General features: G+C 39.9%; 21 protein-coding genes. 12 read left to right on the forward strand and 9 right to left on the reverse strand.

The window, feature by feature from the left end:
* Positions 1 to 134 precede the first annotated feature (134 nt).
* Positions 135 to 2,198 carry a methionine--tRNA ligase gene (gene metG / locus IF202_RS10455; RefSeq protein WP_191594845.1) on the reverse strand — a complete coding sequence of 688 codons (2,064 nt, stop codon included), beginning with the start codon at positions 2,196 to 2,198 and terminating at the stop codon, positions 135 to 137.
* Between the two features lie 269 nt (positions 2,199 to 2,467).
* Here metG and apbC point away from each other — a divergent pair, with 269 nt between their 5' ends.
* Together apbC and dcd are read left to right on the forward strand one after the other, a co-directional pair.
* The gene (gene apbC, locus IF202_RS10460) at positions 2,468 to 3,562 is read left to right on the forward strand and encodes an iron-sulfur cluster carrier protein ApbC (RefSeq protein ID WP_191594846.1); all 1,095 of its coding nucleotides are present in this window, start codon (positions 2,468 to 2,470) and stop codon (positions 3,560 to 3,562) included.
* Positions 3,563 to 3,571: 9 nt separating this feature from the next.
* Positions 3,572 to 4,159, forward strand: a complete 588-nt coding sequence (gene dcd / locus IF202_RS10465) for a dCTP deaminase (RefSeq protein WP_191594847.1) — start codon at positions 3,572 to 3,574, stop codon at positions 4,157 to 4,159.
* A 600-nt stretch (positions 4,160 to 4,759) separates the two neighbouring features.
* Here dcd and IF202_RS10470 read toward each other — a convergent pair.
* Together IF202_RS10470 and IF202_RS10475 are read right to left on the reverse strand one after the other, a co-directional pair.
* Complete coding sequence (locus IF202_RS10470; protein ID WP_191594848.1) at positions 4,760 to 5,203, reverse strand: MarR family winged helix-turn-helix transcriptional regulator; 444 nt, start codon at positions 5,201 to 5,203, stop codon at positions 4,760 to 4,762.
* The gene (locus tag IF202_RS10475; protein WP_191594849.1) at positions 5,196 to 6,299 is read right to left on the reverse strand and encodes an Acg family FMN-binding oxidoreductase; all 1,104 of its coding nucleotides are present in this window, start codon (positions 6,297 to 6,299) and stop codon (positions 5,196 to 5,198) included. Before IF202_RS10475 ends, IF202_RS10470 begins: the two co-directional genes overlap by 8 nt.
* Before the next feature lie 210 nt (positions 6,300 to 6,509).
* Between IF202_RS10475 and IF202_RS10480 the strand changes: the two genes are divergently transcribed.
* The 6 genes from IF202_RS10480 to IF202_RS10505 all read left to right on the forward strand — a co-directional run bounded on the left by IF202_RS10480 (position 6,510) and on the right by IF202_RS10505 (position 11,678).
* Positions 6,510 to 7,037 (forward strand): NUDIX hydrolase, encoded by a 528-nt coding sequence (locus IF202_RS10480; protein ID WP_191594850.1) that lies wholly within the window; start codon positions 6,510 to 6,512, stop codon positions 7,035 to 7,037.
* Between the two features lie 41 nt (positions 7,038 to 7,078).
* Positions 7,079 to 7,537: a YccF domain-containing protein gene (locus IF202_RS10485; protein ID WP_191594851.1), complete on the forward strand. Its 459-nt coding sequence runs from the start codon at positions 7,079 to 7,081 to the stop codon at positions 7,535 to 7,537.
* Between the two features lie 267 nt (positions 7,538 to 7,804).
* A complete protein-coding gene (locus tag IF202_RS10490; RefSeq protein ID WP_191594852.1) occupies positions 7,805 to 8,269 on the forward strand; it encodes a hypothetical protein in 465 nt (154 codons plus the stop codon).
* Between the two features lie 357 nt (positions 8,270 to 8,626).
* Positions 8,627 to 9,634: an adenosine deaminase gene (locus IF202_RS10495; RefSeq protein WP_191594853.1), complete on the forward strand. Its 1,008-nt coding sequence runs from the start codon at positions 8,627 to 8,629 to the stop codon at positions 9,632 to 9,634.
* A 93-nt stretch (positions 9,635 to 9,727) separates the two neighbouring features.
* Positions 9,728 to 10,705 carry a DUF4862 family protein gene (locus IF202_RS10500; RefSeq protein ID WP_191594854.1) on the forward strand — a complete coding sequence of 326 codons (978 nt, stop codon included), beginning with the start codon at positions 9,728 to 9,730 and terminating at the stop codon, positions 10,703 to 10,705.
* A gap of 172 nt (positions 10,706 to 10,877) precedes the next feature.
* The gene (locus IF202_RS10505; protein WP_191594855.1) at positions 10,878 to 11,678 is read left to right on the forward strand and encodes an aspartate dehydrogenase; all 801 of its coding nucleotides are present in this window, start codon (positions 10,878 to 10,880) and stop codon (positions 11,676 to 11,678) included.
* Between the two features lie 47 nt (positions 11,679 to 11,725).
* Here IF202_RS10505 and IF202_RS10510 read toward each other — a convergent pair whose 3' ends face one another.
* On the reverse strand, positions 11,726 to 12,448 hold the full coding sequence (locus IF202_RS10510) for a spermidine synthase family protein (RefSeq protein WP_191594856.1): 723 nt from the start codon (positions 12,446 to 12,448) through the stop codon (positions 11,726 to 11,728).
* A 258-nt stretch (positions 12,449 to 12,706) separates the two neighbouring features.
* Here IF202_RS10510 and IF202_RS10515 point away from each other — a divergent pair, with 258 nt between their 5' ends.
* The gene (locus IF202_RS10515) at positions 12,707 to 14,851 is read left to right on the forward strand and encodes a transporter substrate-binding domain-containing diguanylate cyclase (RefSeq protein WP_191594857.1); all 2,145 of its coding nucleotides are present in this window, start codon (positions 12,707 to 12,709) and stop codon (positions 14,849 to 14,851) included.
* 48 nt (positions 14,852 to 14,899) lie between these two features.
* Entirely contained in the window at positions 14,900 to 15,433 is a 534-nt protein-coding gene (locus tag IF202_RS10520; protein ID WP_191594858.1) for a hypothetical protein, read from the forward strand.
* A 115-nt stretch (positions 15,434 to 15,548) separates the two neighbouring features.
* Here the strand turns inward: IF202_RS10520 and IF202_RS10525 are convergent, their stop codons facing one another.
* Positions 15,549 to 17,309 (reverse strand): TRAP transporter permease, encoded by a 1,761-nt coding sequence (locus tag IF202_RS10525; RefSeq protein WP_191594859.1) that lies wholly within the window; start codon positions 17,307 to 17,309, stop codon positions 15,549 to 15,551.
* A gap of 141 nt (positions 17,310 to 17,450) precedes the next feature.
* Entirely contained in the window at positions 17,451 to 18,404 is a 954-nt protein-coding gene (locus IF202_RS10530; RefSeq protein WP_191594860.1) for a TAXI family TRAP transporter solute-binding subunit, read from the reverse strand.
* A 352-nt stretch (positions 18,405 to 18,756) separates the two neighbouring features.
* Between IF202_RS10530 and IF202_RS10535 the strand changes: the two genes are divergently transcribed.
* Positions 18,757 to 20,184 (forward strand): FAD-dependent oxidoreductase, encoded by a 1,428-nt coding sequence (locus tag IF202_RS10535; RefSeq protein WP_328797217.1) that lies wholly within the window; start codon positions 18,757 to 18,759, stop codon positions 20,182 to 20,184.
* Positions 20,185 to 20,206: 22 nt separating this feature from the next.
* Positions 20,207 to 20,857 carry an NAD(P)H-binding protein gene (locus IF202_RS10540; RefSeq protein WP_191594862.1) on the forward strand — a complete coding sequence of 217 codons (651 nt, stop codon included), beginning with the start codon at positions 20,207 to 20,209 and terminating at the stop codon, positions 20,855 to 20,857.
* 46 nt (positions 20,858 to 20,903) lie between these two features.
* On the opposite strand, the gene IF202_RS10545 is transcribed toward IF202_RS10540, so the two are convergent.
* From IF202_RS10545 to IF202_RS10555, 3 genes are all read right to left on the reverse strand, one after another.
* Positions 20,904 to 21,287 (reverse strand): VOC family protein, encoded by a 384-nt coding sequence (locus IF202_RS10545; RefSeq protein WP_191594863.1) that lies wholly within the window; start codon positions 21,285 to 21,287, stop codon positions 20,904 to 20,906.
* Between the two features lie 668 nt (positions 21,288 to 21,955).
* A complete protein-coding gene (locus IF202_RS10550; protein ID WP_191594864.1) occupies positions 21,956 to 22,375 on the reverse strand; it encodes a bactofilin family protein in 420 nt (139 codons plus the stop codon).
* The gene (locus IF202_RS10555) at positions 22,279 to 23,229 is read right to left on the reverse strand and encodes a M23 family metallopeptidase (RefSeq protein WP_191594865.1); all 951 of its coding nucleotides are present in this window, start codon (positions 23,227 to 23,229) and stop codon (positions 22,279 to 22,281) included. Before IF202_RS10555 ends, IF202_RS10550 begins: the two co-directional genes overlap by 97 nt.
* Positions 23,230 to 23,342: the final 113 nt, after the last annotated feature.

Genomic DNA, 23,342 nt, shown 5'->3' on the forward strand with positions numbered 1-23,342 from the left:
AGGTTTATCATCTAAAATGTAGTCGGCTTTGATTTTATAGTTAATTTGAATCTATAGTTGGTGTGGATTTTAGCTAGGTTTGGATTTTTTATCCCAACCTAGCTAAAAAGAACATATACATTCATGGTGCGTTTTTACATCACACGTTGGCCAGGTTTTGCTCCATTGTGTGGTTCTAAAAGGTAAATTTCTTCACCGCCAGGTCCTGCTGCTAATACCATGCCTTCCGACATACCAAACTTCATTTTACGAGGTGCAAGATTAGCAACCATCACGGTTAGCTTACCTTCTAAATCTTCTGGTTTATAAGCAGATTTAATACCTGAGAAAACAACACGAGTTTCACCACCAATATCTAATGTTAGTTTTAGCAGTTTATTGGCTTTCTCTACATGTTCAGCTTTGGTGATTAAGGCAATGCGAAGGTCGACCTTCGCGAAATCATCAAAGCTAATTTCTGCTTCGATTGGCTCTTTCGTTAACTCTGTTTCTACCGTGTCTAGTTGAGAAGCAGGTTTAGCTGCTTCTTGTGCTGCTGCCTCGGCTTCCGCTTCTTCTTTACCTTCAGCAATAATGGCATCGATTTGTTTTTGATCAACACGGCCCATTAATGGCTTGAAGGTATTCACGGATTTACCGAACAACAATTCGCTGCGGTTATCCCATGTTAATTCTTTACCAAGAAAGCTTTCTGCGTCAGCCACTAGGTTTGGCATAACAGGTTTTAAGTAAGTCGCCAGAATGCTGAACAAGTTCAACGCAACAGTGCAGACTTCTTGAACCTTCGGAAGCGTTGCTTCATCTTTCGCCAAAACCCAAGGGGCTTGGTCAGCAATATAAGTATTGGCGACATCAGCAAGGCGCATAATTTCACGAATCGCTTTGCCGTATTCACGACCTTCAAAATGCTCGGCAATTACGTCGCCTGCATCAATAAAAGATTGAATCATCTCAGCTTCGCTGACGTCAGTTGCTAACTGGTTATCAAATTTCTTACCAATAAAGCTGGCCGTACGGCTGGCGATGTTAACCACTTTACCAACTACGTCAGAATTCACACGTTGTTGGAAGTCTTGGAGGTTTAAATCAATATCATCAACACTTGAGTTCAATTTCGCCGCAAAGTAGTAACGCAAGTATTGAGGGTCTAAATGGTTCAAGTAAGTGCGAGCTTTAATAAAAGTACCGCGAGACTTAGACATCTTCTTACCATCAACCGTCACATAACCATGAGCGTTCACCTTAGTTGGTGTACGGTAGCCAGCGCAATCTAACATGGCAGGCCAGAACAAAGCGTGGAAGTTGATAATGTCTTTACCGATAAAGTGGTAAAGCTCTGCATCGGAATCTTTGCCCCAGTAATCGTCGAAGTTCAAACCTTCTGTACGATCACATAGGTTTTTGAAGCTCGCCATGTAACCAATAGGGGCGTCTAGCCAAACGTAGAAGTATTTACCCGGAGCGTCTGGGATTTCAAAACCGAAGTAAGGTGCATCACGGCTGATATCCCATTCTTGTAAACCAGAGTCTAACCATTCCGCTAGCTTGTTCGCCACTTGATCTTGCAAGGTGCCGCTTCGAGTCCATTTCGCCAAGAACTCTTGGAAGTCTGGAAGCTTAAAGAAGTAATGCTCAGATTCTTTCTCGATTGGCGTCGCGTCAGAATAAACAGAACGTGGGTTAATCATTTCCATTGGCGAATACGTTGCAGAACAGACTTCACAGTTGTCGCCGTACTGGTCTTCTGTTTTACATTTTGGACAAGTACCCTTGATGAAACGATCCGCAAGAAACATTTCTTTTTCAGGGTCAAACGCTTGCTTAATAGAACGAACAGAAATTTTGCCGTTATCGCGCAATGCTTTGTAGATACTCGTGGAAAACTCACGGTTTTCTTCTGAATGAGTAGAGTGGTAATTATCGTAACCAATCAAGAAATCGTTAAAATCCGTCATGTGTTCTTGGCGAACGCCGTCGATCAGCTCTTCTGATGTAATGCCGTTTTGCGCAGCTTTAATCATAATGGCTGTACCATGGGCATCGTCAGCACAAACTGCAGTACAAAGGTGGCCACGCATTTTTTGAAAACGTACCCAGATATCCGTTTGGATGTGCTCCAGCATGTGGCCTAAGTGAATAGAACCATTAGCATAAGGAAGAGCGCTGGTGACTAATATTTTGCGTTGCGTTTGTGCCATTTTAAATAAGCCTGCAGAATGTAAAAAAGATCGAATATTCTATCAAAAAATAAGGTGGGGTGACGAGCACCCAAAAAAACCTAAATAGGGATAGCATTTAGAGTGCGTAATTATAAGACCACGACTCTAGTGTGCAAGGGCTAGACTTGCTTTTCCGTGAATTGCCCCCACACTTGGCACATAAACTGAATTTATTTTGGCTATTTTGCATCTCGGCGCTCTTTTCATTCATGCCAGTGTTCAAAATACCCACTCATTAGGAGTGCTCCATGTTAAACGACAGCCAAGAATCTCTAGCCTTATTGGCAAGATTAGAAAACCTTACTGATGAAAACTGCGATCAAGCTTATGGTGCAGTTTGGAAAATAATGGAAGATGCAAAACGTATCCATCTGACACTTAGCTTGGGTTACCCAGCCGATAAAGAGCAAGCGTCCTTAGAATCGCGCATTAAAGACATTTTGAAGGACAGTCCTTTTAGTGGACGAGAGCTAGTATTAGACATAGAGCACGATGTACAAAGCCACGCGACCCAAGGCAACATCGCAGGGCTCAAAGGTGTGAAAAACATTATTGCGGTTGCATCAGGTAAAGGCGGTGTGGGTAAATCCACCACCACGGTTAACCTTGCTTTGGCGATGGCAAAAGAGGGCGCTCGTGTTGGTATTCTAGACGCCGACATCTACGGCCCAAGCCAAGGCATGATGCTTGGCTTTGCAGACGGAACACGACCAGAAGTACGAGAAGATAAATTCTTTGTGCCTCCAAGTGCCTTTGGTGTGCAAGTGATGTCGATGGCCTTCTTAACCACCAAAGACACCCCCGTCGCATGGCGTGGGCCTATGGTGACAGGCGCTTTGATGCAAATCTTAACCCAAACCGATTGGGATAACTTAGATTACTTATTTATCGACATGCCACCGGGCACGGGTGATATTCAGCTTACTTTGGCGCAAAAAGTACCTGTAGCTGGTTCGGTTATTGTCACCACGCCGCAAGACATCGCTTTATTGGATGCTCGTCGCGGTATTGAAATGTTCAACAAGATGAAAATCCCAGTGCTTGGGGTCGTTGAAAATATGTCAACGCACATTTGTTCAAACTGTGGGCATCATGAAGCTATCTTCGGTGATAAAGGCGGCGTAAGCCTTGCCAAAGAATATAACGTTGAAGTATTAGGTAAATTACCATTGAGCCTAGCCATTCGAGAGCAAAGTGATATAGGTAGCCCCATTGTTGTGAATGCACCAGAAAGTGATGTGGCTGGTATTTATCAGTCGATTGCTCGTAAGCTTGGTGCTACTCTAGCGTCTCAACGAGACACTCAATTTGCCATGCCGACCATCGGCATGAGTGATGACTAAGGAAAAACAATGCGTTTGTGTGACCGAGATATAATCAAAGCCCTAGACGACGGTTCTATTTCTATAGAGCCTCGCCCTGATAACAGTGTAATCAGTGGTGTGTCGGTAGATTTACAATTGGGAAATTCATTTCGCGTCTTTCAAGGTCACCCAGCGCCGTATCTTGATTTAAGCAGTTCAAAAGAAGACCTAAATAAAGTCATTGAATCTGTCATGAGTGATGAGATTTTAGTAGAAGATGGCAAGCCGTTCTTCATTCATCCGGGTGAATTGGTACTTGGTGTCACGAAAGAATCGGTGACTATTCCTGATTACCTCGTTGGCTGGTTAGATGGTCGTTCGTCTTTGGCTCGTCTTGGTTTAATGGTTCACTTTACAGCACACCGAATTGACCCCGGTTGGAGTGGTGGTATCGTTTTAGAATTCCTTAACGGCGGTAAACTACCCATTGCCTTAAGCCCAGGAATGACGATAGGCGCGATTAACTTTGAAACCATGTCGGGTTCAGCGGAACGTCCTTATAATAAGCGGATTGATGCTAAATATAAGGAACAGACTTCGGCGGTGGCAAGTCGGATTTCGGGTGATAAATCGTAGGTTTTATTTTAGACAATTAAGGAAGAGGCTTAGGTCTCTTTTTTTGTGTTCCATTCGAACACTTTGTATTCCCAACCTTTCTTTTGTTTCATTCAAACACTTTGTATTCATAAGCAATTTCTAAACGTATGGTAATAGAATAGATAAACTCATTGAACAACTTTATACCTAATAAACCATCGGAATCAGAATAATATTAAGTTTAAACTACTCTTACTAGCATAAGGGCTCTATTTTATAGATTATTAGCCGTACTTCCCCAATCGCTTATGGAATGCTATACGAAGTCTAATGAAAATCGAGCGGGTAATAATATGGAAACGACGAGATACAAGAATGTTGCCAAAGCTTTGTTCTTCTAAAGAGCTAGTATTAATGACTGAACATGTAGAGCCTTCGACTTATTCTTATGGATATTCTTGACGTTGAGCTTAAAGCCTGAGGTCAGATGATAAATAGACCCCATTCATCTGAAAAGGGCGTTAAAGGTAATGAAGTCCAAGTTGTCTTTAATATCTTAAAGAAAATGAAGTACATCGTTTCGACTTATTCGCGGGTTCCTTAGCTGGGGTCTAATGTCGCTTTTACTCTTGGAATGAGTTACCTGTTTTCATCAAGGTATATCCGTAGCTCTTTGAGCGTTTCTAGGGTAGTGGCTATTTTTTGCAAATCAAAGTGCTCGGCAATGTCCGTTATATAGTCCTCTAGCTTCTCAATAGACTCGCCTCTAAAGGCTCGGCCTTTATCCGTCAACCAAACACATTTGCTGCGACCATCTTTAGGGTTAGGTAGCATTTCAATCAAGCCATGTTTCTCTAAACCACTTAAGGTGTGGGTCATAGTGGTTTTTGGCACCTGAAAAGCTTTGCTGATTTCCAGTGGGGTGCGTCCATCGTGTACCCGAATTAAATGATTCAATACCGCAAAATGAGGCTGTAAGAAACCATTAGGGAGTTTTTCCTCAAGAGAGGCTCGGCTCAATTGCTGGATGATGGCTATCTCATTAAACAGCTCAAAATATGTCGAAGGGTTATTTTTATCCATTAATTATCTTTGCCTCTAACGGCCATCTAGGAGTGCGAGAAATGCTGGGACCAAAGCCAAGTCTTGCAAACATTTGTACGGTATGCCCAGGTTGGGCTAAGAGACTGTGCGCCTTATTATAATGTTCGCTCATTTCTGGGTACTCTTGTAGCACCTGAGAAATAGGGTGCAAAGATAAGCCAAGCCCAGTGGTCTGTAAATTCAAACGCAACCAACGCCGACCTGCATCAATTTGATCAACACGTGAATTTCCAGCGGTAATAATTGTACAGTAGGCCTGAGTTGCTTTCAGCATTTTCTGATATATTTCCCTCCCTTCTTTATAACCACTTGATGTTTTATCTAACTGAGACTCACGCGTCATAATACCGGCTATTTTCAAAGACTCCATTAATGGCCCACCGAGATCAATGCCGTCTGGGTTGGCATTAATCTCTGCTTTGCCAATGCGCATTAAATCGACACTCTCCTTCCAAGTACGCTCTGTATTGGCCTCAACTAGCCATGCATCCCAGCTTAACTGTTGTAGAGTAGCGACTTGTTTAGGCTCGATAATAACATTAGCGAAACCATTCAGTTTTTGCACAAGCTCATTTGCGACTAGTTTATCGGTGAAGGGTTCCTTACAAGAGCGACGTTTCATTACATTGTAAAACAGCGGGTCAGCATTAGCCCCTTGAATAAAAGTGGCCACAGCTACTGGACCATTTTCTCCTTCTGGGAACAATTGGTAACTGACTCTCTGGTTTACATGAGTCGCCGCGATAGACAGTAGCTCCAGAAAACAGCCCATACCAATGGTCAATTGTCGCGAAAAAGGATCAGTGTGACGCAAGTCTTTTTCTTTATCGCGATAAATAGTTATTTGATTTGGGGTAGACAGATCGACTTGCCAAGGTTGTCGATTGTGTGGGTTGGGTGCCAGTAAGGCGTAAGAAAGAGCCCATTTTCGAACATCTTGATAATTACCAGCATTATCCCAAGGTGCCAATGCTTCTTCTGGAGTGCGGGTGCTCAAAAATGTTCCCATTCCTGCTGCTGCCACCACCGTGCCACCACCGAGTATCTTTAAAAAGTTTCTTCTGCTTGAGATCATTATTGTTTCTCCTAAATATAGTGCGATTTCGAATCAATATAGTACGACATGGTTCTATTTGCAACCATTATTCTTCTGTATTCGAACGAAAATCGGATAACAACGCTGAAGCGCCAAGTAGCGAAAATAAAGTCTTTGGATGGAATGTAAAACTCTCCCCCTTTAACTGCTATCATCCAGTCCATTAAAATCACACAGTGTTTCCTATTTATGCGTTTGCTAAAGTCGACCGTCCACCCAAATATCGAGTCTCTCGATGATTCTTCCTTTTTACGTCTTGCTGCCCGTGGGATTATTTTAAAAGGTGAGGAGGTTTTGATGCTGTATACGCAGCGTTACGATGATTACACCTTACCAGGCGGTGGTATTGATGACGGTGAAAATCAAGTTGAAGGGTTAATCCGTGAGTTAGCGGAAGAAACGGGGGCTCAGAACATTCGAAATGTTGAGGCATTCGGTTTGTATGAAGAGTATCGTCCTTCGTACAAGGGGGATTTCAATATCATGCAGATGAGGTCTTATTGCTACACTTGTGAGATTGATGATGAGTTAGGCGAGACCCGCTTAGAAGATTATGAAGTCAAAAACGGTATGAAGGCGGTATGGATTAATGTCCATGAAGCAATTAAGCATAATCTAGATACGATTAAGAATAGCGAGAAAAAAGGGATGTCGATTGAGCGAGAAACCTTCTTGCTATCATTGATTAGAGATGAGTTATTAGAAACATCAAAATAGCTAAAAAAATGATTTCTTTAAATTAAATAAAAGGGCATGAAATGAGAGTAATAGGGAATTTAATCTGGTTCATATTCGGTGGAGTGATGATGGGCTTGGCTTGGTGTGTTTTTGGATTGTTAGCTTTTATCAGTATTATAGGAATTCCTTGGGGAAGAGCGTGTTTTGTTATGGCGGGTTTCTCTTTCTTTCCTTTTGGTAAAGAAGCTATTTCGAGAAGTGAATTAACCTTGTCTGAAGATGTTGGTACAGGCGCTTTAGGTTTACTCGGTAATGTCCTTTGGTTTGTTTTCGCTGGTTTTTGGTTGGCTGTTGGGCATGTGATGTCGGCGATACTTTGTTTCTTAACTATTATAGGTATTCCGTTTGCGATACAGCATTTAAAACTGGCGGGTATTTCTATTTTTCCTATTGGAAAAACCATCGTTAGCAAAGAGATCGCCGCGGAAGCTCGTGCGTCAAGTGCAAAGTCTACAGTTGAAAAGCTCAGATCGAAGTAGTTATTTATCCGATAAGACACAAAGGGAATCATAATGCTAGCATTCGCTTTGTGTCCCGTTTTTAAATTAATTAAAGCAATTGATTATTGAGCGTTGGTTTGATGTTTAATATCGAGATTCGGATTGAAAAAAACAAGGTGTTAGTGATAATATTCAAACTTGGATAAATGCAATACCGTTGTCTCTAATTTTCAGGAGATATAAGCATCAGGGAAGTTAGAGTTGCGTCATTTTATGAAATAACTCAAATATAAAGTAGGGAAGAAAATGAAAAAATTAATAGGGATATTAGCTCTTACCGGCAGCATTTCAGCAATGGCTGTTGATGGTTATAAAGACATTTATATTGATAAAGACGAAGATATTGTTGTTCATGGACTGTTCTGTGGTGACGATATAAACAAGCTGTCTCGATTCAAGCCTGCTGTTATATACACCAACACGGGTGAAATCGAAAAGGGTACATACTATTTCCGTTCTCAGTATGGTGAATACTCCCTTACATTTAATACAACCGACAGTGACTTGGTCATGGTTCGTGGATTGTTACAAGGCGGAAAGACTGCTGTAAGTGATATGAAGCAAGAATATTGCATCGTAAAGTATGGTGAAGGTTTGCCACCAGCTGTTCAGCAATACGTGACTCAAACCGTTGTAAAAGCAGGCGATTCAAGTCTTGAGCAATACGAGCTTTTAAGCGGAAAACCAGCAACTGGAAAAGGCGAATATTAAGTTAGTGCTTAATTTTTGTTAATAGGATGAGAGGTTCGACCAATCACGAGTATTGGTCAGCTTCTCATACTTAACACCCTAGTGATTTTCTGCTCTACCAAATCAAAAATATCTATCCATATTTTTATAAGCGTCTTCTTTTTCTGTATTGCGATAGAGAGTGATGTTAATTACTTAGTTATTCATCACAACTCATATCGCTTTTAATATTCTCGTTCATATTTAGTATCATTTGAAATGTCTACCTTTGCTCGTTAAAGTTCTTGCTATAACAATTTTTCTATAAAAGCGTGCTGTAAAAATGGTCAATGTTCATAATGCTTTTTATACTGCTATTAGTCATCTAGAGGAATGAATATGGAAAATCTACAGGATTTTATAGAGGGCATGCCGAAGTGCGAATTGCATGTTCACGTTGAGGGAACATTAGAACCTGAGATGAAGTTCGAGCTAGCGAAGCGCAACAATATAGAGTTGCCTTATGCCAACATTGAAGCACTCAAAAATGCTTATGATTTTGATGACCTTCCTTCTTTTTTGGCTATTTATTATGAAGGGATGAATGTGTTACTAACAGAGCAAGATTTTTTTGATTTAACTTATGCTTACCTTGTAAAAGCACATTCTCAAAATGTACTTTATACCGAGATGTTTTTTGATCCACAGGCGCATACGGCTCGTGGTGTTGGTTTTGATACTGTCATTCGCGGTATTCGTCGCGCTCAAATAGCGGCGGAAACGTCGTTAGGTATTCGTTCTCAGTTAATTATGTGCTTTCTAAGAGACTGGAGTGCGGAATTCGCGATGACGACTTTGTTGCAATCTCTGCCTTATAAAGAATGGATCATCGGTGTAGGGCTGGATTCTGATGAGCGTAATAACCCTCCTATGAAGTTTAATAAGGTGTTTCAGAGAGCACGTGAAGAGGGCTATCTTCTTACCGTTCATTGTGATGTAAATCAGCAAGGTTCGATTCAGCATATTTGGCAAGCGGTGAATGATATTGGTGCGGATCGTCTTGATCATGGTGTAAATGCGATTGAAGATAAGGCGTTATGCGAAGAGATTAAAAAGCGATCATTGGCGTTAACCATGTGTCCTATTTCTAATGCGTATGTCGTTGGCGGCACAAAAGCGGATGTGTTGGATCAAATGCTGGATCTTGGCATGCGGGTGACGGTGAACTCGGATGACCCTGCTTACTTTCCTGGCTATATGAACGAAAACCTTATTCGTTTGCAGGAAGAGGTTAACCTTGGTAAAGATAAGCTGGTGCAACTTACTAGAAATGCTTTTGAAGGGGCTTGGTTGCCGCGTGCTACAAAAGACCGTTATTTGGCCGAACTTGAAGACTTTGCGGTTTAGAAAGGTATTTCATCCTATAAGTGTGTTTAGATAGATTAGAATTTTGTTTTTATTCATACAATTTTGTTGTGAGTCTGGATTGGGGTTATTGTTATGTCGTATTTTGTAGGTGCTTATGCTTCGTCTCCTAATGTTAATGGTTGGGATAAAACGCTTGAAAAAGAATATTACGATCAACTAAAAACGTTAACGAACATGAAAGGCTTGGAACATCCTTTTGTGGGTCAATTACACCCCCATGACGATGATTGGTTTCTAGAGAATATTGATCCGAATTGGAATGTGATGTTTACCTGTATTCCAGGAATTATGGACGCGATAGGCCAGAACCCCAATTTTGGTATCGCTTCTGATGATGAAAAAGGTCGATTAGAGGCATTGACCTTTATGAAGAAAGCGTGCGAAGCCGTTGCTAAGTTAAACGCGTCTTTAGGTAGACAAGCTGTTCAAGCGATTGAAATCCAAACGGCACCAAATCGTGGAGTTGCAAAGGCTTCTGCTAAATCGTTAAGCACTTCTTTGAAAGCGATGTTGTCTTGGGACTGGCAGGGGGCTCAAATTGTTATTGAGCATTGCGATGCTTTTGTTGAAGGGCAAGAGGCATCAAAAGGTTTTTTAAGTATAGAAGACGAAATTAAAGTGTTATCTGATTTAAATGTTGAGTTGAAAATGAGAGCTCAACAACCACTAGGCATTGTTATTAACTGGGGGCGTTCCGCTATTGAGGCGCGTAGTATTTCAGGCCCCATAGAACACATTCAAAAAGCGAAAGAAAGCGGTGTATTAGCGGGCATTATGTTCTCTGGTGCGTCTAGCAATGAAAGTGATTATGGCGTTTGGAACGATGCACATATGCCGCCGAGTCTTGATATGGCGGGTACTAAAGGCGAAAGCGCGTCTTTGTTGACAGAAGCAGAGATGAATCGTTGTTTGCAGCTTGCTGATGTTAAGAAGGCTTCGCTTGCTATTTTAGGCGTTAAGCTGGGGATTCGCCCACCGAGTACTTCTATACCAGATCGAGTGGCTTACAATCGTGATGCACTGGCCGTATTAGATCGCTATTTCTTGTGATTATTAGCTAAAACTCTAATGCGATATCAGGTCGACCTAGACATGCTCAGTAAAACTGGGCATGTCTTTTGCTTTGCTAACAATGTTGTCAAAGTGCTCAGAACACTCTTGTGATATACAACAAAATTGAGATGATTCTAATTTCAAATCCAACTCTAATAGGGAGATCTTAATGACCGTTAAAGTTGCTCTTATTGGGTATGGCGCCATTGCTCAAGACCTATTTTTCAAAGTGCAAGACGATCCCTATTTAACAATTAAACAGGTATTGGTCCGCCATAGGAGCTGTGAGATTGTTAAACCTTTATTGTGTTCCACAATCGAGGTTATTTCGTCGATTGATGACCTAGATGATGATATTGATTTCGTTTTGGAGTGTGCTGGTCACGAAGCGTTATGTGAATATGGTGAGGCTGTTTTGAGGCGTGGAATCGATCTTGGTGTGCTTTCTGCTGGTGCTTTGTCAGACATTAATCTTGATACAGGGTTAAGACAAGCTGCGCATCAATCTGGTTCTAAAATAATAGTTGTTCCTGGTGCAATAGGCGGAATTGACGCTATTTCATCCGTTGGGAAAACAGGTTTAACTGCTGTTCAGTATACTGGTAGAAAAGCCCCACTAAGTTGGAAAGGCACTCCAGCCGAAAATGTTTGTGATCTCGAAAACCTTAGTGAACCCTTCGAGATATATGCGGGAACAGCACGTGATGCCGCTCGGCTTTTTCCTAAAAATGCGAATGTTGTGGCAACTGTCGCGTTAGCAGGGATAGGTTTTGATGAGACGCTTGTGCGCTTGATCGCAGATCCTTTTGTTTCTCGAAATACGCACAGAATAGAAGCTCATGGTGACAATGTATCTTTTAGTTTTGAGACCTGTTCTGGAACATTACCGGATAATCCGCGTACGTCAGCTTTGACTTCACAAAGCGCCTATCGCATTTTAAAAATGCGATCCGACTCTTTCTTTTTATAGTTGCTACATCTCTATCTTTGGTAGTTTTTTGCTTGACTGAGAAAGTATTATTTCTTAATACAAACGTAGACAGAGTTTGTTGAGTCTTTGCCTTGGAATGGGTTAGGGAAGGATACTAGATGAGAGTCGACCGTTTCAAATACTGTTTTCAATAAGGCTTCAAAGCTTTCTTCTGGTGGATTCTGTGACCACATTGCGAATACGCCTTTTGGTTTCAGCTGATCCGCCATGCGAGCTAAATTCTCTGTTGTATAGAAGCCAGCATTGCTTGGATTTAGGAACTCGGTCGGGGAATGGTCGATGTCTAACAGAATCGCATCGAATTTTTTCCCTGCACTTGTTGGATCAAATCCTGTGCTTGGGTCTGTAGCAAGATCGAAAAAACTGCCAAGCACATAGCGGTTTCGTGTATCTGCATTAAGTATCTTTCCTAAAGGCACGAGTTCTTTCTGGTGCCAACTGATTACTGTGTCCAGCGCATCCACAACAAGTTGCTCTGAAATTCGCTCATCTTTTAATGCCGCAACCGCGGTATAGCCTAAACCTAACCCGCCTACTACCACACTCAAGTTATCGCCTTTCACTTGCGCTAAACCAAGGTCAGACAAAGCTTCTTCGGCTTCAACAAACATACTCGACATGAGAAATTCTTCGCCCAGTTTCACCTCATAGATTTCTCTGTCTCCAAACGCTGGTATACGTCTTTTACGAAGGGAAATTTCACCTAATGGTGAGTCTTGGCTATCGATTTCTTCGAACAATAGAGACATGCTTAGTTTGTCCTAACAGGTATGTGAGCGGTGATTATACATTGATTACAGTATCTCGCTTGTGAATTTAGGGTCGGTTGAAATACAACCAAAATCAAGGAACTCGTAATCATTTATCCTCAAAGTGAAAATAGACTGTTTTTGTGCTTCGACCTACTTATAATAGTTAGATTGGGGCATTAACATTGCCTAAAAATAAGCATTATGTATTATCCACTCAAAGATATGCTTATTCAAATGTTTTTTACTGAGATCAAAATGAAGAAAAAATTTATACTGCCATTTTTTTTACTCTTCCTTTCAGCTAAGTGCTTTTCAATACCCTTAATCCTGACGGAAGAGGAAAGGGAATTCATTAAAAATACGCCTATAGTAACAGTGGGTATGATGCCCGACTTCACTCCTTTCTCATATTACATTGAAAATGAAGTCGTTGGCTTCGAGCATGATTTACTAAATATAATTTCTCAAAAAACAGGACTTGTTTTCGAAAAAAATATTGGTAAATGGACCAATATATATAATGCTTTTAAAAACAAAGAATTGGATGTGTTAACAAGTATTTCATACAAAGAATATAGGGAGCCTTTTACCTATTTCACTAATGCTTATTACAATATTCCTATTATGATTTTTGTGAAAGATAATTTTGGTGAATATAACGGGTTAAAAAGTTTATCAGGTAAGAAGGTTGGTGTTTTAAAAGATGTTTTTTATATCAAAGAACTTGAGAAAATAGGAACCATGAATTTGGTTTTTTATGATAATTATGATGAACTAACTAAGGATTTGGTTTTTGGTAAAATTGACGCTTTAATTCAAAATTTAACCAATATAAACTACCTCATAAAAAAGAATCTTTATAATAATATAACATTGGCTAGTGAACTTTCCTTACCCAATACAAGCAGAGAAGATTTACGTTTAGGTATACAGCCAGAAAATATAATCTTGAGTTCTATCCTCGAAAAAACACTATCTTCTATATCCAAAAAAGAAATGACAGCCTTAAGTGAAAAATGGATAGGCTCAATTAAAGAGTATCCTGGTGGACATATAAACCTTACTAATGCCGAAAGAGCTTATATCAACACGAAAACAATTAAATATTGTATAAACCCAAGTGGTCTACCCTTTGAAGGGCTTAATGAAGAAGGTGAACATATTGGTATGAGTTCAGATTACTATCATCTTTTTGAACAGATGCTTTCGGCAAAATTTGAGTTGGTTGAAACAGAAAATTGGAATCAATCTATTGAATACATAAAACATAGGCAATGCGATATGCTTGCTTTAGGAATGGAGACTCCAGAAAGGAAGAAGTATTTAAATTTCACTAGTCACTATTTAGACGTTCCTTTAGTTGTTGCGACAAAAGTTAATGTTCCATTTATTAATCACATTTTAGATTTAGAAAACAAAAAGATTGGAATCATAAAAGGAGACGCTTTTGTAAAAATATTGCGTGGGAAATATCCATCTTTAGATATAATCGAAGTGGACGACATTTATGATGGACTGGATAAAGTTAAAGATGATCAGCTCTTCGCTTACATTGATACTTTAACTAGTATTGGTTATGAGTTTCAAAGTCGATATTTTGGAGAGTTAAAAATAGCAGGAAAAATTTCTGAAAATTTAGAACTGTCTATTGCGGTTCGAAATGATGATGAAGAGTTGTTGAATATTCTACAGAAATCTGTTGACAGTATTACTAGTGAACGTCACAGGAAAATATTAACAAAATGGGTTCCTATAAAATATGAAGAAAAAATAAATTATTTTTTTATATGGAAGATGATAATCTTTGTTAGCGTGTTTTTTGTTTTTATAGTGTATTGGAACAGAAAGTTAATTAAGGCAAATTCTTTATTGAAACAAGCACAGACATATATTGAGGAAAAAAATAAAGAATTAAAACAGCTTGCACTTACTGATAACCTAACAAAGTTATTCAATAGAAGAAAGCTGGAAGAGCTTATAAGAAATGAAATCGATGAAAGTCGTGGTGAAAATAAAACTTTTTGCCTTTCTATATTAGATATTGATCATTTTAAAGAAGTTAACGACAAACATGGGCATCAAAAAGGTGATAGTGTTTTAGTAGATTTTTCAAACCTTATTAAAGATAATTTAAAAACAACAGACTATATAGGACGTTATGGGGGAGAGGAGTTTATTATCATTTTTCCTGAATCGAAAATTGATGATGTCTACAAGGCAGTAGAAGAGCTTCGATTGAAAATTTCTCACTATAATTTTCATACCATAGGGAATAAAACAGCGAGCTTCGGATTAACTTTATCTCAAGAGGGAGATACTATGGAATCTTTGATTAAGAGAGCCGATAACGCTCTGTATGAAGCAAAAGAAAGCGGGCGAAATAAGGTCGTTGTTCTTTAATTCATAATGTTAAACACAAAGCCTGTATTTGATAGAGGGTAAATTATTTTGCCAAAAGTAAGTGATTCTGATGTTGCGTTAATTGAACGGCTCCATTCTTTAGTTTTTGATGATCCTAAGTCTAGGGAGATTCTGGATTCAGGTTTTAAATCTGCGTTAGCGATTTTTGAACAAACAGATTATTCACTGCCTTTTTCATCTTATAACATTCCTATTAAATATTTTCGGGATAAAATACCGGAAGATCAACAGGCGATGATTGCCTTATGTCGAGTATTTATCTTGCGGGCAGGTAGTAAGATGCCTCGTCCTGAAATTCACCGTAATAGCATTCAACGGCTTCTTTCATTTAAAGGTGAAGGTTCTATTTTTTCTGCTTCTCCCGGTGGTGTTAATATGATGTTCAATGAATATGCGATTGTGAGTCCTAATAAAGCTTCTTCACCCACTATTGAAACAAATTGGGACATAGTGCCTGAGAATACGTGGCATTTCCCTGTTGCCGGAAAAAGTGAAGACTGGTTTACCGTGACGTTTCACAGTGCGAGTGAAGCAGATATTATTGATGAATATGCGGACTAAATACGTAACAAGATTATTCTTAATAAAATTAAGGTGTTTACGAAATAAAAAAGCCATCAACGCATTAATGTGTTGATGGCTTTTTTATAGCTTAACTAGAGTTAGCTATAATTATTTAAATAGAAAAACCAAAAATTAACACGATCCCTATCAATAAATACAAGGCACGCTTTATTTTCTTAAATGGGGCAATAAGCGCCATTGAAATAAAGTAGAGTGCGAGTGCAATTTTTAATGCGCTTAAGATAGCTAAAAACGGGCTGTTGCCTAGTTGAATAAGAGAAGGGTTAGCAATCATCGCCAAGGGAATTAAATATAAGCCTACGCCTAGCATCATGGCAGTACCGGCTACTTTGAGCCAGTTCTCTTTCACCATCCCAGCAGCAATAAAGACGCTACCGCAAACCGGTGGTGTGATGGTTGATAACAGAGCGAACCAAAACACAAATAAATGAGCTTGTAGTGGTGATAAACCTAATTGTGATAAAGCGGGTCCTGCAACAGAAATACAAATTACATAAGCAGCGGTAGTAGGTACTTCCATACCAAGAATTAAACAGGCAATAGCAGTCAATAGAATGGCAGGCCAAAGCATTCCAGATGACCCTGAAATAATGAGTGATGTGATTTTCACGCCTAAACCCGTAATAGAAAGCACACCAACAACGATGGAGGCGCATAATATTATGGAGGCTATCATGGCTATTTGTTTACCAGCGTTAGTGCCAACATCTTCAATACGGTTTAAAAACTCCTGTTTATTCGATAGGCCTTTTGAATTAAAAAAGAGCAAAAGGGCCCCGCCGAGAATGGCGATACTAGCAGCAAACTGTGGCGTATAAGCAGGTCCAAACATTCCCCATAGCAGAAGTGAAAATGGCACCATGAAAAAGCTACAAGTAATTAATAAGTTTCGACGACTTGGTTGCTGGTCTTTACTGACGGCCTTTAAGTTATAACGTAGAGCGAAGGCGTCTATTCCAACCCAAACAGCCCAAAAGTATAAGATAGCAGGCAAGATCGCAGCTAACATAATGCTTTGATAAGGTATGCCCGTAAGCTCTACCATGACAAAAGCACCAGCGCCCATCAAAGGCGGCATGATTTGCCCACCGGAAGACGCGACTGCCTCGGTTGCGCCAGCTAAGGATTTTGGGTAACCAAGCTTGGTCATAGCGGGTAAAGTGATTGCACCTGTTGAGGCAACATTGGCTGAGGCTGAGCCGGAAATAGAGCCAAAAAGAGCGGAAGAAATAACAGACACCTTTGCTGCGCCACCTTTTAATCTGCCTGCAGCTGTCAGAGCTAAGTTCATAAAACCTTGACCTGCTTCTCCGGCATTGAGGACGGCGCCAAAAATAACAAAAATCGCAACTATGCTAACGGAAACGCCTGTTAACTTGCCCCAAATGCCACCTTCGGCAATAGTCAAAGTTCCTAGGAAACTGCCTATTGGTGTACCAGGATGACCAAATTCACCTGGCACATGTTGTCCAAATAAACCATAGAAAAGTGCAATGGCCGCAACCATAGGTAGGGGCCATCCAATACAGCGTCGTGCCATTTCTAAAACACAAAAAAGTAAGGTTGCGGCAATCCATAACTGATAGTTTTGGCTAATATAACCGTATTGATCTGATAGCACGTCAGCATTGTAGGCAACCCAAAAGGTTGCCGCTAAACCGAGCAGAGTAAATAAGTAACCCGTATAGCGTTGCAGAGGCGTATTGCTTAAGAAGATAAAAGCCCAAGGTAAAGCAAGTGCCATATGCAATGGACGGCTGACTAGATTAGGCACTAGACCTGAAAAAATCAGGGTTAAATGGAATATGATGCTAATGAAGCCAAAACCGGTCCAAAAATATTTACTAGGCATAGATATGGCCTGTTTAAGAAATGTGATTTGAGGAATAGAAACATAGAGTTAATGTTTTAAAAGTAGAACTCACATTTCATCAAGTAAGTTCTACTTTGTATTCAGTTACTTGTTCAGTTATTTTTTTAGTTAGCGCGACACTTATTGATGTTCAGGGCTTAATGTTACGCCTATTTCTTGGTAATACTTAGCTGCACCAGGGTGGATTTTGCCTTTAATGTTACTTAGCATTTCCGTTGATACGCCGTTCCACCATGGAGATGTGTCAGACATTAATTTCTTCTGATTCCAATAAGCTTTCGTGATGGCATAAGCTGTGTCGTCATCCATCGCCGTGCTTGTATAAGCAACAACAGGTAATGATGTTGTAGTGATTTCCGTGTCTTGTCCTGCATAGGTTCCTGCAGGGATTGTTAGTTTAGTGCGTTTTGATTGTACTATTTGCTCATCACTTAATGACAATACTTTTACGCCAGTGCCTGCAGCGGCTTCAATAACATTTGGTGCAGGGAAAGATCCAGCAGTAACAAAACCATCTATTTGGCCATTTTTCAATGCTGAAACGGCGTTAGATAGTTCTACTTTAGCAATGTCTATTTTACCTTCTAAACCAAACATCTTGATGTATTTAGCACCTTCATTGGCACCGAAAGAGCCTTTACCTAATAAGATGTTTTTGCCTTCCATTTCCCCAAAGCTATTAATGCCGCTTTTTGCTGATACAACAAAATGCATAGTTAAAGATGGGATAGGGAAAAGCGCTCGAATTTCATCAAACTTAGGGTTACTTTTGCCCTTAAACATCGCTTTACCATTCTGAGCTAAGCTCACTAAAGCTGGCGGTGTTGTAAAGACATAATTAGCGCCTCGAAAAGCCGACTCCATCACGTTTTGAACAGATCCTTGGCTTTCTTCAACGGTGACAATAATGTCACTATTTGTGTCTGTTTTTACGGCCTGTGAAATCTCTACTGCCATTTGATAATAAGATGAGCTGGTCTTAGCGGACTTATAGGTAATTTGAGTCTGTGCGAAGCTCAATTGTGTAACGGCTATGCCTAGCGCTGTACTGATCAATGCTTTATAAAGTTTCATTTAGGCTTTTCTCTTAGTTTTATTATTTGTTTTACGTGAGGGCGGCATATTATAACCAATATGTTTTGGATTAAGGAATACCAAAAAACGTTTAAGCAGAGTAGATTTGACAATTAGGAGGGTATAATAAAGTTCGAAAAGACACTTTTCGTTATCTAAGGTTCTAAAGGGTCAAAATCTCTCTTTAATGCATTTATCATTGAGTTACAGATTAGTTACTGTAGCTATCATTTTTCTTTTAAAAAGAAAAAATCAAACTAGGTTAATCAAAAAAGTGACTATATTGGAACATCAAAAAACGAACTGGTCAGTTTGTAGTAATTGCCTAGGACGAGGTAAAAAGAGTCGTCGAGTGCGTAAAAAAGTTCGTCTAGTCTATTTGAAAAAAATGGACGAGTTTGAGAAATCTGGCGGCGAAGGTGATGCTCCAATTCGTCCTCAAGGTCATCTCGAGGATTGCCCTGTTTGCAAAGGATCTGGTTTGGCAATTGCTGAACATTTACCAGTTGCTAATACGGAAGATTATCCTCATGTTGCCATTATCGGCGGAGGTATTGGTGGTGTGGCATTGGCAGTAGCCTGTTTGCATCGAGGTATCCCTTTTACACTTTACGAACGCGATAATGGCTTTGATGCTAGATCTCAAGGTTATGGGTTAACTTTGCAGCAGGCTAGCAAAGCGATTGAAGGCTTTGGTGTTTTTTCTTTAGAAAAAGGTGTGATCTCTACAAGGCATTTGGTTCATACACCAGAAGGCAAAGTGGTCGCTGAGTGGGGAATGAGAAAGTGGGTGGAATCATCTGAACACCCCACACTTGCAGACTCTCCTAAACGAACCAACGTGCATATTGCTCGTCAGTCTTTGCGCTTAGCCTTACTTGAGCAGCTAGGTGGAGAGGATACTGTGAAATGGGGCTATCAATTGGTCGATTTTAAACAGCATGAAGTCGGTCAAGGCGTTGAACTGAGTTTTATTGTTGATGGAAAAACAGCTAAGGCAAAAGCGGATCTGGTTGTTGGTGCGGATGGCATTCGCAGTGTGATACGCCAGTCTTTGATTGGTGACGATGTGACGCCTCTACGTTATCTTGGTTGTATCGTGATTTTGGGTATTTGCCCTCTAAAAGATTTAAATGGTCTTGAAAGTGACTTATTAGATTCTGCCACAGTATTTCAAACAGCTAATGGCAATGAGCGAATTTACATCATGCCTTATGATACGAATTCTGTGATGTGGCAGCTCAGTTTTCCAATGGAAGAATGTGACGCAGAAGCATTAAGTGAGCAGGGTGCCCAAGCATTAAAAGAAGAAGCGTATCGTAGAGTGCAATGGCACAGCCCTATTCCGCAGATAGTGATGGCGACAAAAGAAGGTTTAGTATCTGGTTATCCTGCTTATGATCGCACCTTGCTTGAACCTGAGTGGTTGATGGCTAATCCAAATATTACTTTGATTGGCGATGCGGCTCATCCGATGAGTCCATTTAAAGGGCAAGGCGCTAATCAAGCTTTGTTGGATGCTTTGTCATTGGCCCGAGGGATTTTTAAAGGCTGTCGTCCTCTTTCGGATAAAGAGCGTGAAGTTGGTGAAAATAGACGAAAAACATGGCAAGAAGTAGGTATCCGAGAAAGTGTTTTAAATGACTTCGAAACGGAAATGTTAGAGCGCACTGCCATTAAGGTAAAGGGCTCTGCAGATGCTGCAGAGTTTTTGCATTCAGAGGTTGTGCTTTATGAGGGTGACGAACCAAGAGGCCGTTCTCTAAAAAGAACGACATAAAGTCAATTTAATAAGGATAACCATGAATAAAGCAGCGATTGTAATTGGAGCCACTGGTTTGGTGGGGCAATCCTTGGTTAATCAACTAGCTTATGCTTCTCATATTAGTAAAATCGTTACTCTTACTCGTAGACCTACTGAGCATTCTTCTTCTAAAGTGATTAATCATGTTGTGGATTTTGATAGTTTGGAAAAATGCACTGAACTATTTGATGGAGATATTTTATTTTCATGCCTTGGGACGACACGTAAGCAAGCGGGTTCTATTGCTGCCCAGCGTGTCGTTGACCTTGATTACCAATATACAGCAGCAAAAATAGCGTCAGAAAGAGGTGTTGATCATTATTTATTGGTGTCTTCTAGCGGTGCAAATGAGCACAGTAAAAGCCCATATCTGAAGATGAAAGGGGAACTAGAAGAAAAAGTGAAGATTCTGCCTTTTAAACGCATTAGCCTTTTTCAACCTTCTTTGTTGATTGGCCAGAGAGCAGAATTTCGTTTGGCTGAAAAAGTAGGACATTGGTTAATGGCAACCCTTTGTATTCTTCCTTGTTTGCGACGTTTTCGCCCAATAACAGGAGAGCAAGTGTCCGCCAAAATGGTTTTAGAAAGCCAGCAGTCTGATCCATTAATTGCCATATTTCGTTTTGATGAATTGTTCATTGAAACTTGATGGTGATGTAAAGAAGAGTTTCATTTCGAATCGTTTTACACTCGTATTAGAGGTTTGAAATATCCACTGAGACGTTGAGTTTATTTCCATCAAGGTCACGTACATAAGCACCATAATAATCTGGATGGTAGTTTCTCGGCCCAGGTACGCCTTCGTCTGATCCACCACTTAATAACGCAGCTGCATGAAACTCATTTACCGCATTCGCATCAGGTGCATAAAACATTACTTGAGTGCCATTACCAAAGGAGGCCTTTTTCCCATTGAATGGTGTCAGAATGAATAAGGTTATTTTACCGTCAGCACCTGCGTATCCTTTTTCATGAGGGTCTGAAAAGACACACTTCATTCCAATGGTTGCTAAGACAGCATCATAAAAATTACCTGCTGCCAAAAGGTTATTAGTACCAATACACACACCTGAAAGCATCTTGTCGTCTCACGTTAATTAATTTAAATAGTCGTTATGAATGTCATTATAAGCAGATAATACAGCATACTTATTGCCCCCGACAGTCAGGGATATATTGAGGAAAGAGCTTTAATATTTTGTTTCTTAGGAAAATTTTAAACTTTATGCATGAGGCTCTTTTTTATTGATTTATATATAAAGTATAAGCCCCGCATTAATTGATTTAAGTTATCTATCATTTTAATTTATAGGCGTATCATATAGGAACAATCTCTTACTTCAAGAGAACAACCACTTAGTGAGTTGCCTGTAATTTTTAAAGAATTCAAATGTCGATTTAACTATAAACTTCTTGTTTCACTTCTATTCTTTGCCTCTATTTTTTACGCTAGTGCACAAAAAATAAACTTCACCCAGTCATGGCTCTTGTTGCAAGAAAAAAACAGTTCGACTGTTTCAGAAAAAGAAACCGTTACCTCTTCTGTTTAAGTCTTATGGCCAATTTATACGGGTGGGAAAATCACCGCGGCTCAATCCTATTCTACAGGTCGTGCTGATGAAGCGGTCGCTTAGCTTAATACGGAAACACAGGCGCGTTATAACGATTTAGCGCAATACTATTTCAGTGCTGTGTAAGGCGTTTTTGATGCATCTTCGAGTTCTTGGTCGTTGGAAATTAGCAACGACTAAAGTACATCGTTACTAATTCTAGCGACATTATCTGCTAGCTCATGAACGTTGTCTGGTTCTATTTTTTCGGATGGATTCGTAATTCCAGTGAATTTACCGCCAGGTTCAATGCTTAAATTATCACTGTAAATAGTTCCGCTTACATTACCGCAACGTAATATTTCAATATTCGTCGCATGACAAGTGCCTTCAAAATGGCCGTTAATGATTAAGTGCTCGGTGGTTATTTCTCCTAACACATTTCCAGATTCGCTAATTTTGAGGCGATTTGCTGCTTCTATTTTTCCTTCAACATAGCCATCAATCTGTAACTGATTTTCTACTTTAAGGTGCCCGTTGATTGTGCAACCTTCTGCGATGAGAGTTGTAGTTGATGACTGACTCTTGACTCTACTTTGTCCACTAAAGATTCCCATCCTATCCCTCTTATGTTTTTAAAAATTGTATCGAAATTATCCACATTCCAGTCCAGAAAATACTTTGGATCTAATGAGCGCCCAATAAACTTCACTTCATAATGAAGGTGTGGCCCAGAAGATAATCCACTGTTCCCTGAATAGGCAATTAAGTCGCCTTTTTTAACAAAATCACCTTTTTTAGCAGCAAATTTACTTAAGTGAGAATATGAGCTAGTAAATCCGTGTGTATGCATTAAGCGGAGAAAGTTTCCAGAACCTTTGTTACTAGGTCGTGTAACTTCTATCACTCCATCGGCGGGTGCATAAACAGGTGTACCTGTATTCACCGCAAAGTCTTGTCCTCGGTGCATTTTTGTTATCCCCGTTACCGGGTGTTTGCGCTTTCCATAACCTGAAGACGTTCTAGCATTTTTTACCGGTGGCCCACTTGGTATTTGAGTTAACATGGCTACGCGTATTGATGAGTGAATAGCGGCCGTATCTAAGCGAGATTCAAGTTCGTGATTATTATCGTCATCCATATCTAAAAGGCTTTCTAAATCACCTAATCTATTGGATACCTGTTGCATTCGTTCCTCTCGTTCTAATAGATCTTGTTCTAAATTAATTTTTAACGTCGTTAACGATGTAATTTCTCGACTTAGAGAGGAGGATTTGTTTTCTAATTCTAATAATTTAAGTCTTGCAAATCGCGCGTCATTGACTAAGTAATAAATGACCAAGCTTGCTACAATTATACTAAGTAAAGCCATATAGCTGATGAATTTTAAGGTATGACGTGTTTTCTTCCCAAAGCTAAAATGCTTGGTGCCATGAATCGAAGAAACTGAGAGCGTTATATTATCTTTCATCGCATTATTTTTTTGTCAACAACCTAATCCACTACTTAGATATACAATATATCATTTACCCTTGTATAGTTTTACATAATTTTACATTAGTTTTTTCGTATGCATTATAGTGC

This window comes from Marinomonas colpomeniae (assembly GCF_014803385.1).
GTDB lineage: Bacteria > Pseudomonadota > Gammaproteobacteria > Pseudomonadales > Marinomonadaceae > Marinomonas > Marinomonas colpomeniae.

Excerpts from the sequence above, each read along its gene's own strand:
- dcd (WP_191594847.1), top strand. The coding sequence starts at position 3,572 with ATGCGTTTGTGTGACCGAGATATAATCAAAGCCCTAGACGACGGTTCT.
- IF202_RS10470 (WP_191594848.1), bottom strand. The coding sequence starts at position 5,203 with ATGGATAAAAATAACCCTTCGACATATTTTGAGCTGTTTAATGAGATA.
- IF202_RS10490 (WP_191594852.1), top strand. The coding sequence starts at position 7,805 with ATGAAAAAATTAATAGGGATATTAGCTCTTACCGGCAGCATTTCAGCA.
- IF202_RS10505 (WP_191594855.1), top strand. The coding sequence starts at position 10,878 with ATGACCGTTAAAGTTGCTCTTATTGGGTATGGCGCCATTGCTCAAGAC.
- IF202_RS10530 (WP_191594860.1), bottom strand. The coding sequence starts at position 18,404 with ATGAAACTTTATAAAGCATTGATCAGTACAGCGCTAGGCATAGCCGTT.
- apbC (WP_191594846.1), top strand. The coding sequence starts at position 2,468 with ATGTTAAACGACAGCCAAGAATCTCTAGCCTTATTGGCAAGATTAGAA.
- IF202_RS10475 (WP_191594849.1), bottom strand. The coding sequence starts at position 6,299 with ATGATCTCAAGCAGAAGAAACTTTTTAAAGATACTCGGTGGTGGCACG.
- IF202_RS10515 (WP_191594857.1), top strand. The coding sequence starts at position 12,707 with ATGAAGAAAAAATTTATACTGCCATTTTTTTTACTCTTCCTTTCAGCT.
- IF202_RS10495 (WP_191594853.1), top strand. The coding sequence starts at position 8,627 with ATGGAAAATCTACAGGATTTTATAGAGGGCATGCCGAAGTGCGAATTG.
- IF202_RS10550 (WP_191594864.1), bottom strand. The coding sequence starts at position 22,375 with ATGGGAATCTTTAGTGGACAAAGTAGAGTCAAGAGTCAGTCATCAACT.
- IF202_RS10480 (WP_191594850.1), top strand. The coding sequence starts at position 6,510 with ATGCGTTTGCTAAAGTCGACCGTCCACCCAAATATCGAGTCTCTCGAT.
- IF202_RS10545 (WP_191594863.1), bottom strand. The coding sequence starts at position 21,287 with ATGCTTTCAGGTGTGTGTATTGGTACTAATAACCTTTTGGCAGCAGGT.
- IF202_RS10555 (WP_191594865.1), bottom strand. The coding sequence starts at position 23,229 with ATGAAAGATAATATAACGCTCTCAGTTTCTTCGATTCATGGCACCAAG.
- metG (WP_191594845.1), bottom strand. The coding sequence starts at position 2,198 with ATGGCACAAACGCAACGCAAAATATTAGTCACCAGCGCTCTTCCTTAT.
- IF202_RS10540 (WP_191594862.1), top strand. The coding sequence starts at position 20,207 with ATGAATAAAGCAGCGATTGTAATTGGAGCCACTGGTTTGGTGGGGCAA.
- IF202_RS10525 (WP_191594859.1), bottom strand. The coding sequence starts at position 17,309 with ATGCCTAGTAAATATTTTTGGACCGGTTTTGGCTTCATTAGCATCATA.
- IF202_RS10500 (WP_191594854.1), top strand. The coding sequence starts at position 9,728 with ATGTCGTATTTTGTAGGTGCTTATGCTTCGTCTCCTAATGTTAATGGT.
- IF202_RS10485 (WP_191594851.1), top strand. The coding sequence starts at position 7,079 with ATGAGAGTAATAGGGAATTTAATCTGGTTCATATTCGGTGGAGTGATG.
- IF202_RS10510 (WP_191594856.1), bottom strand. The coding sequence starts at position 12,448 with ATGTCTCTATTGTTCGAAGAAATCGATAGCCAAGACTCACCATTAGGT.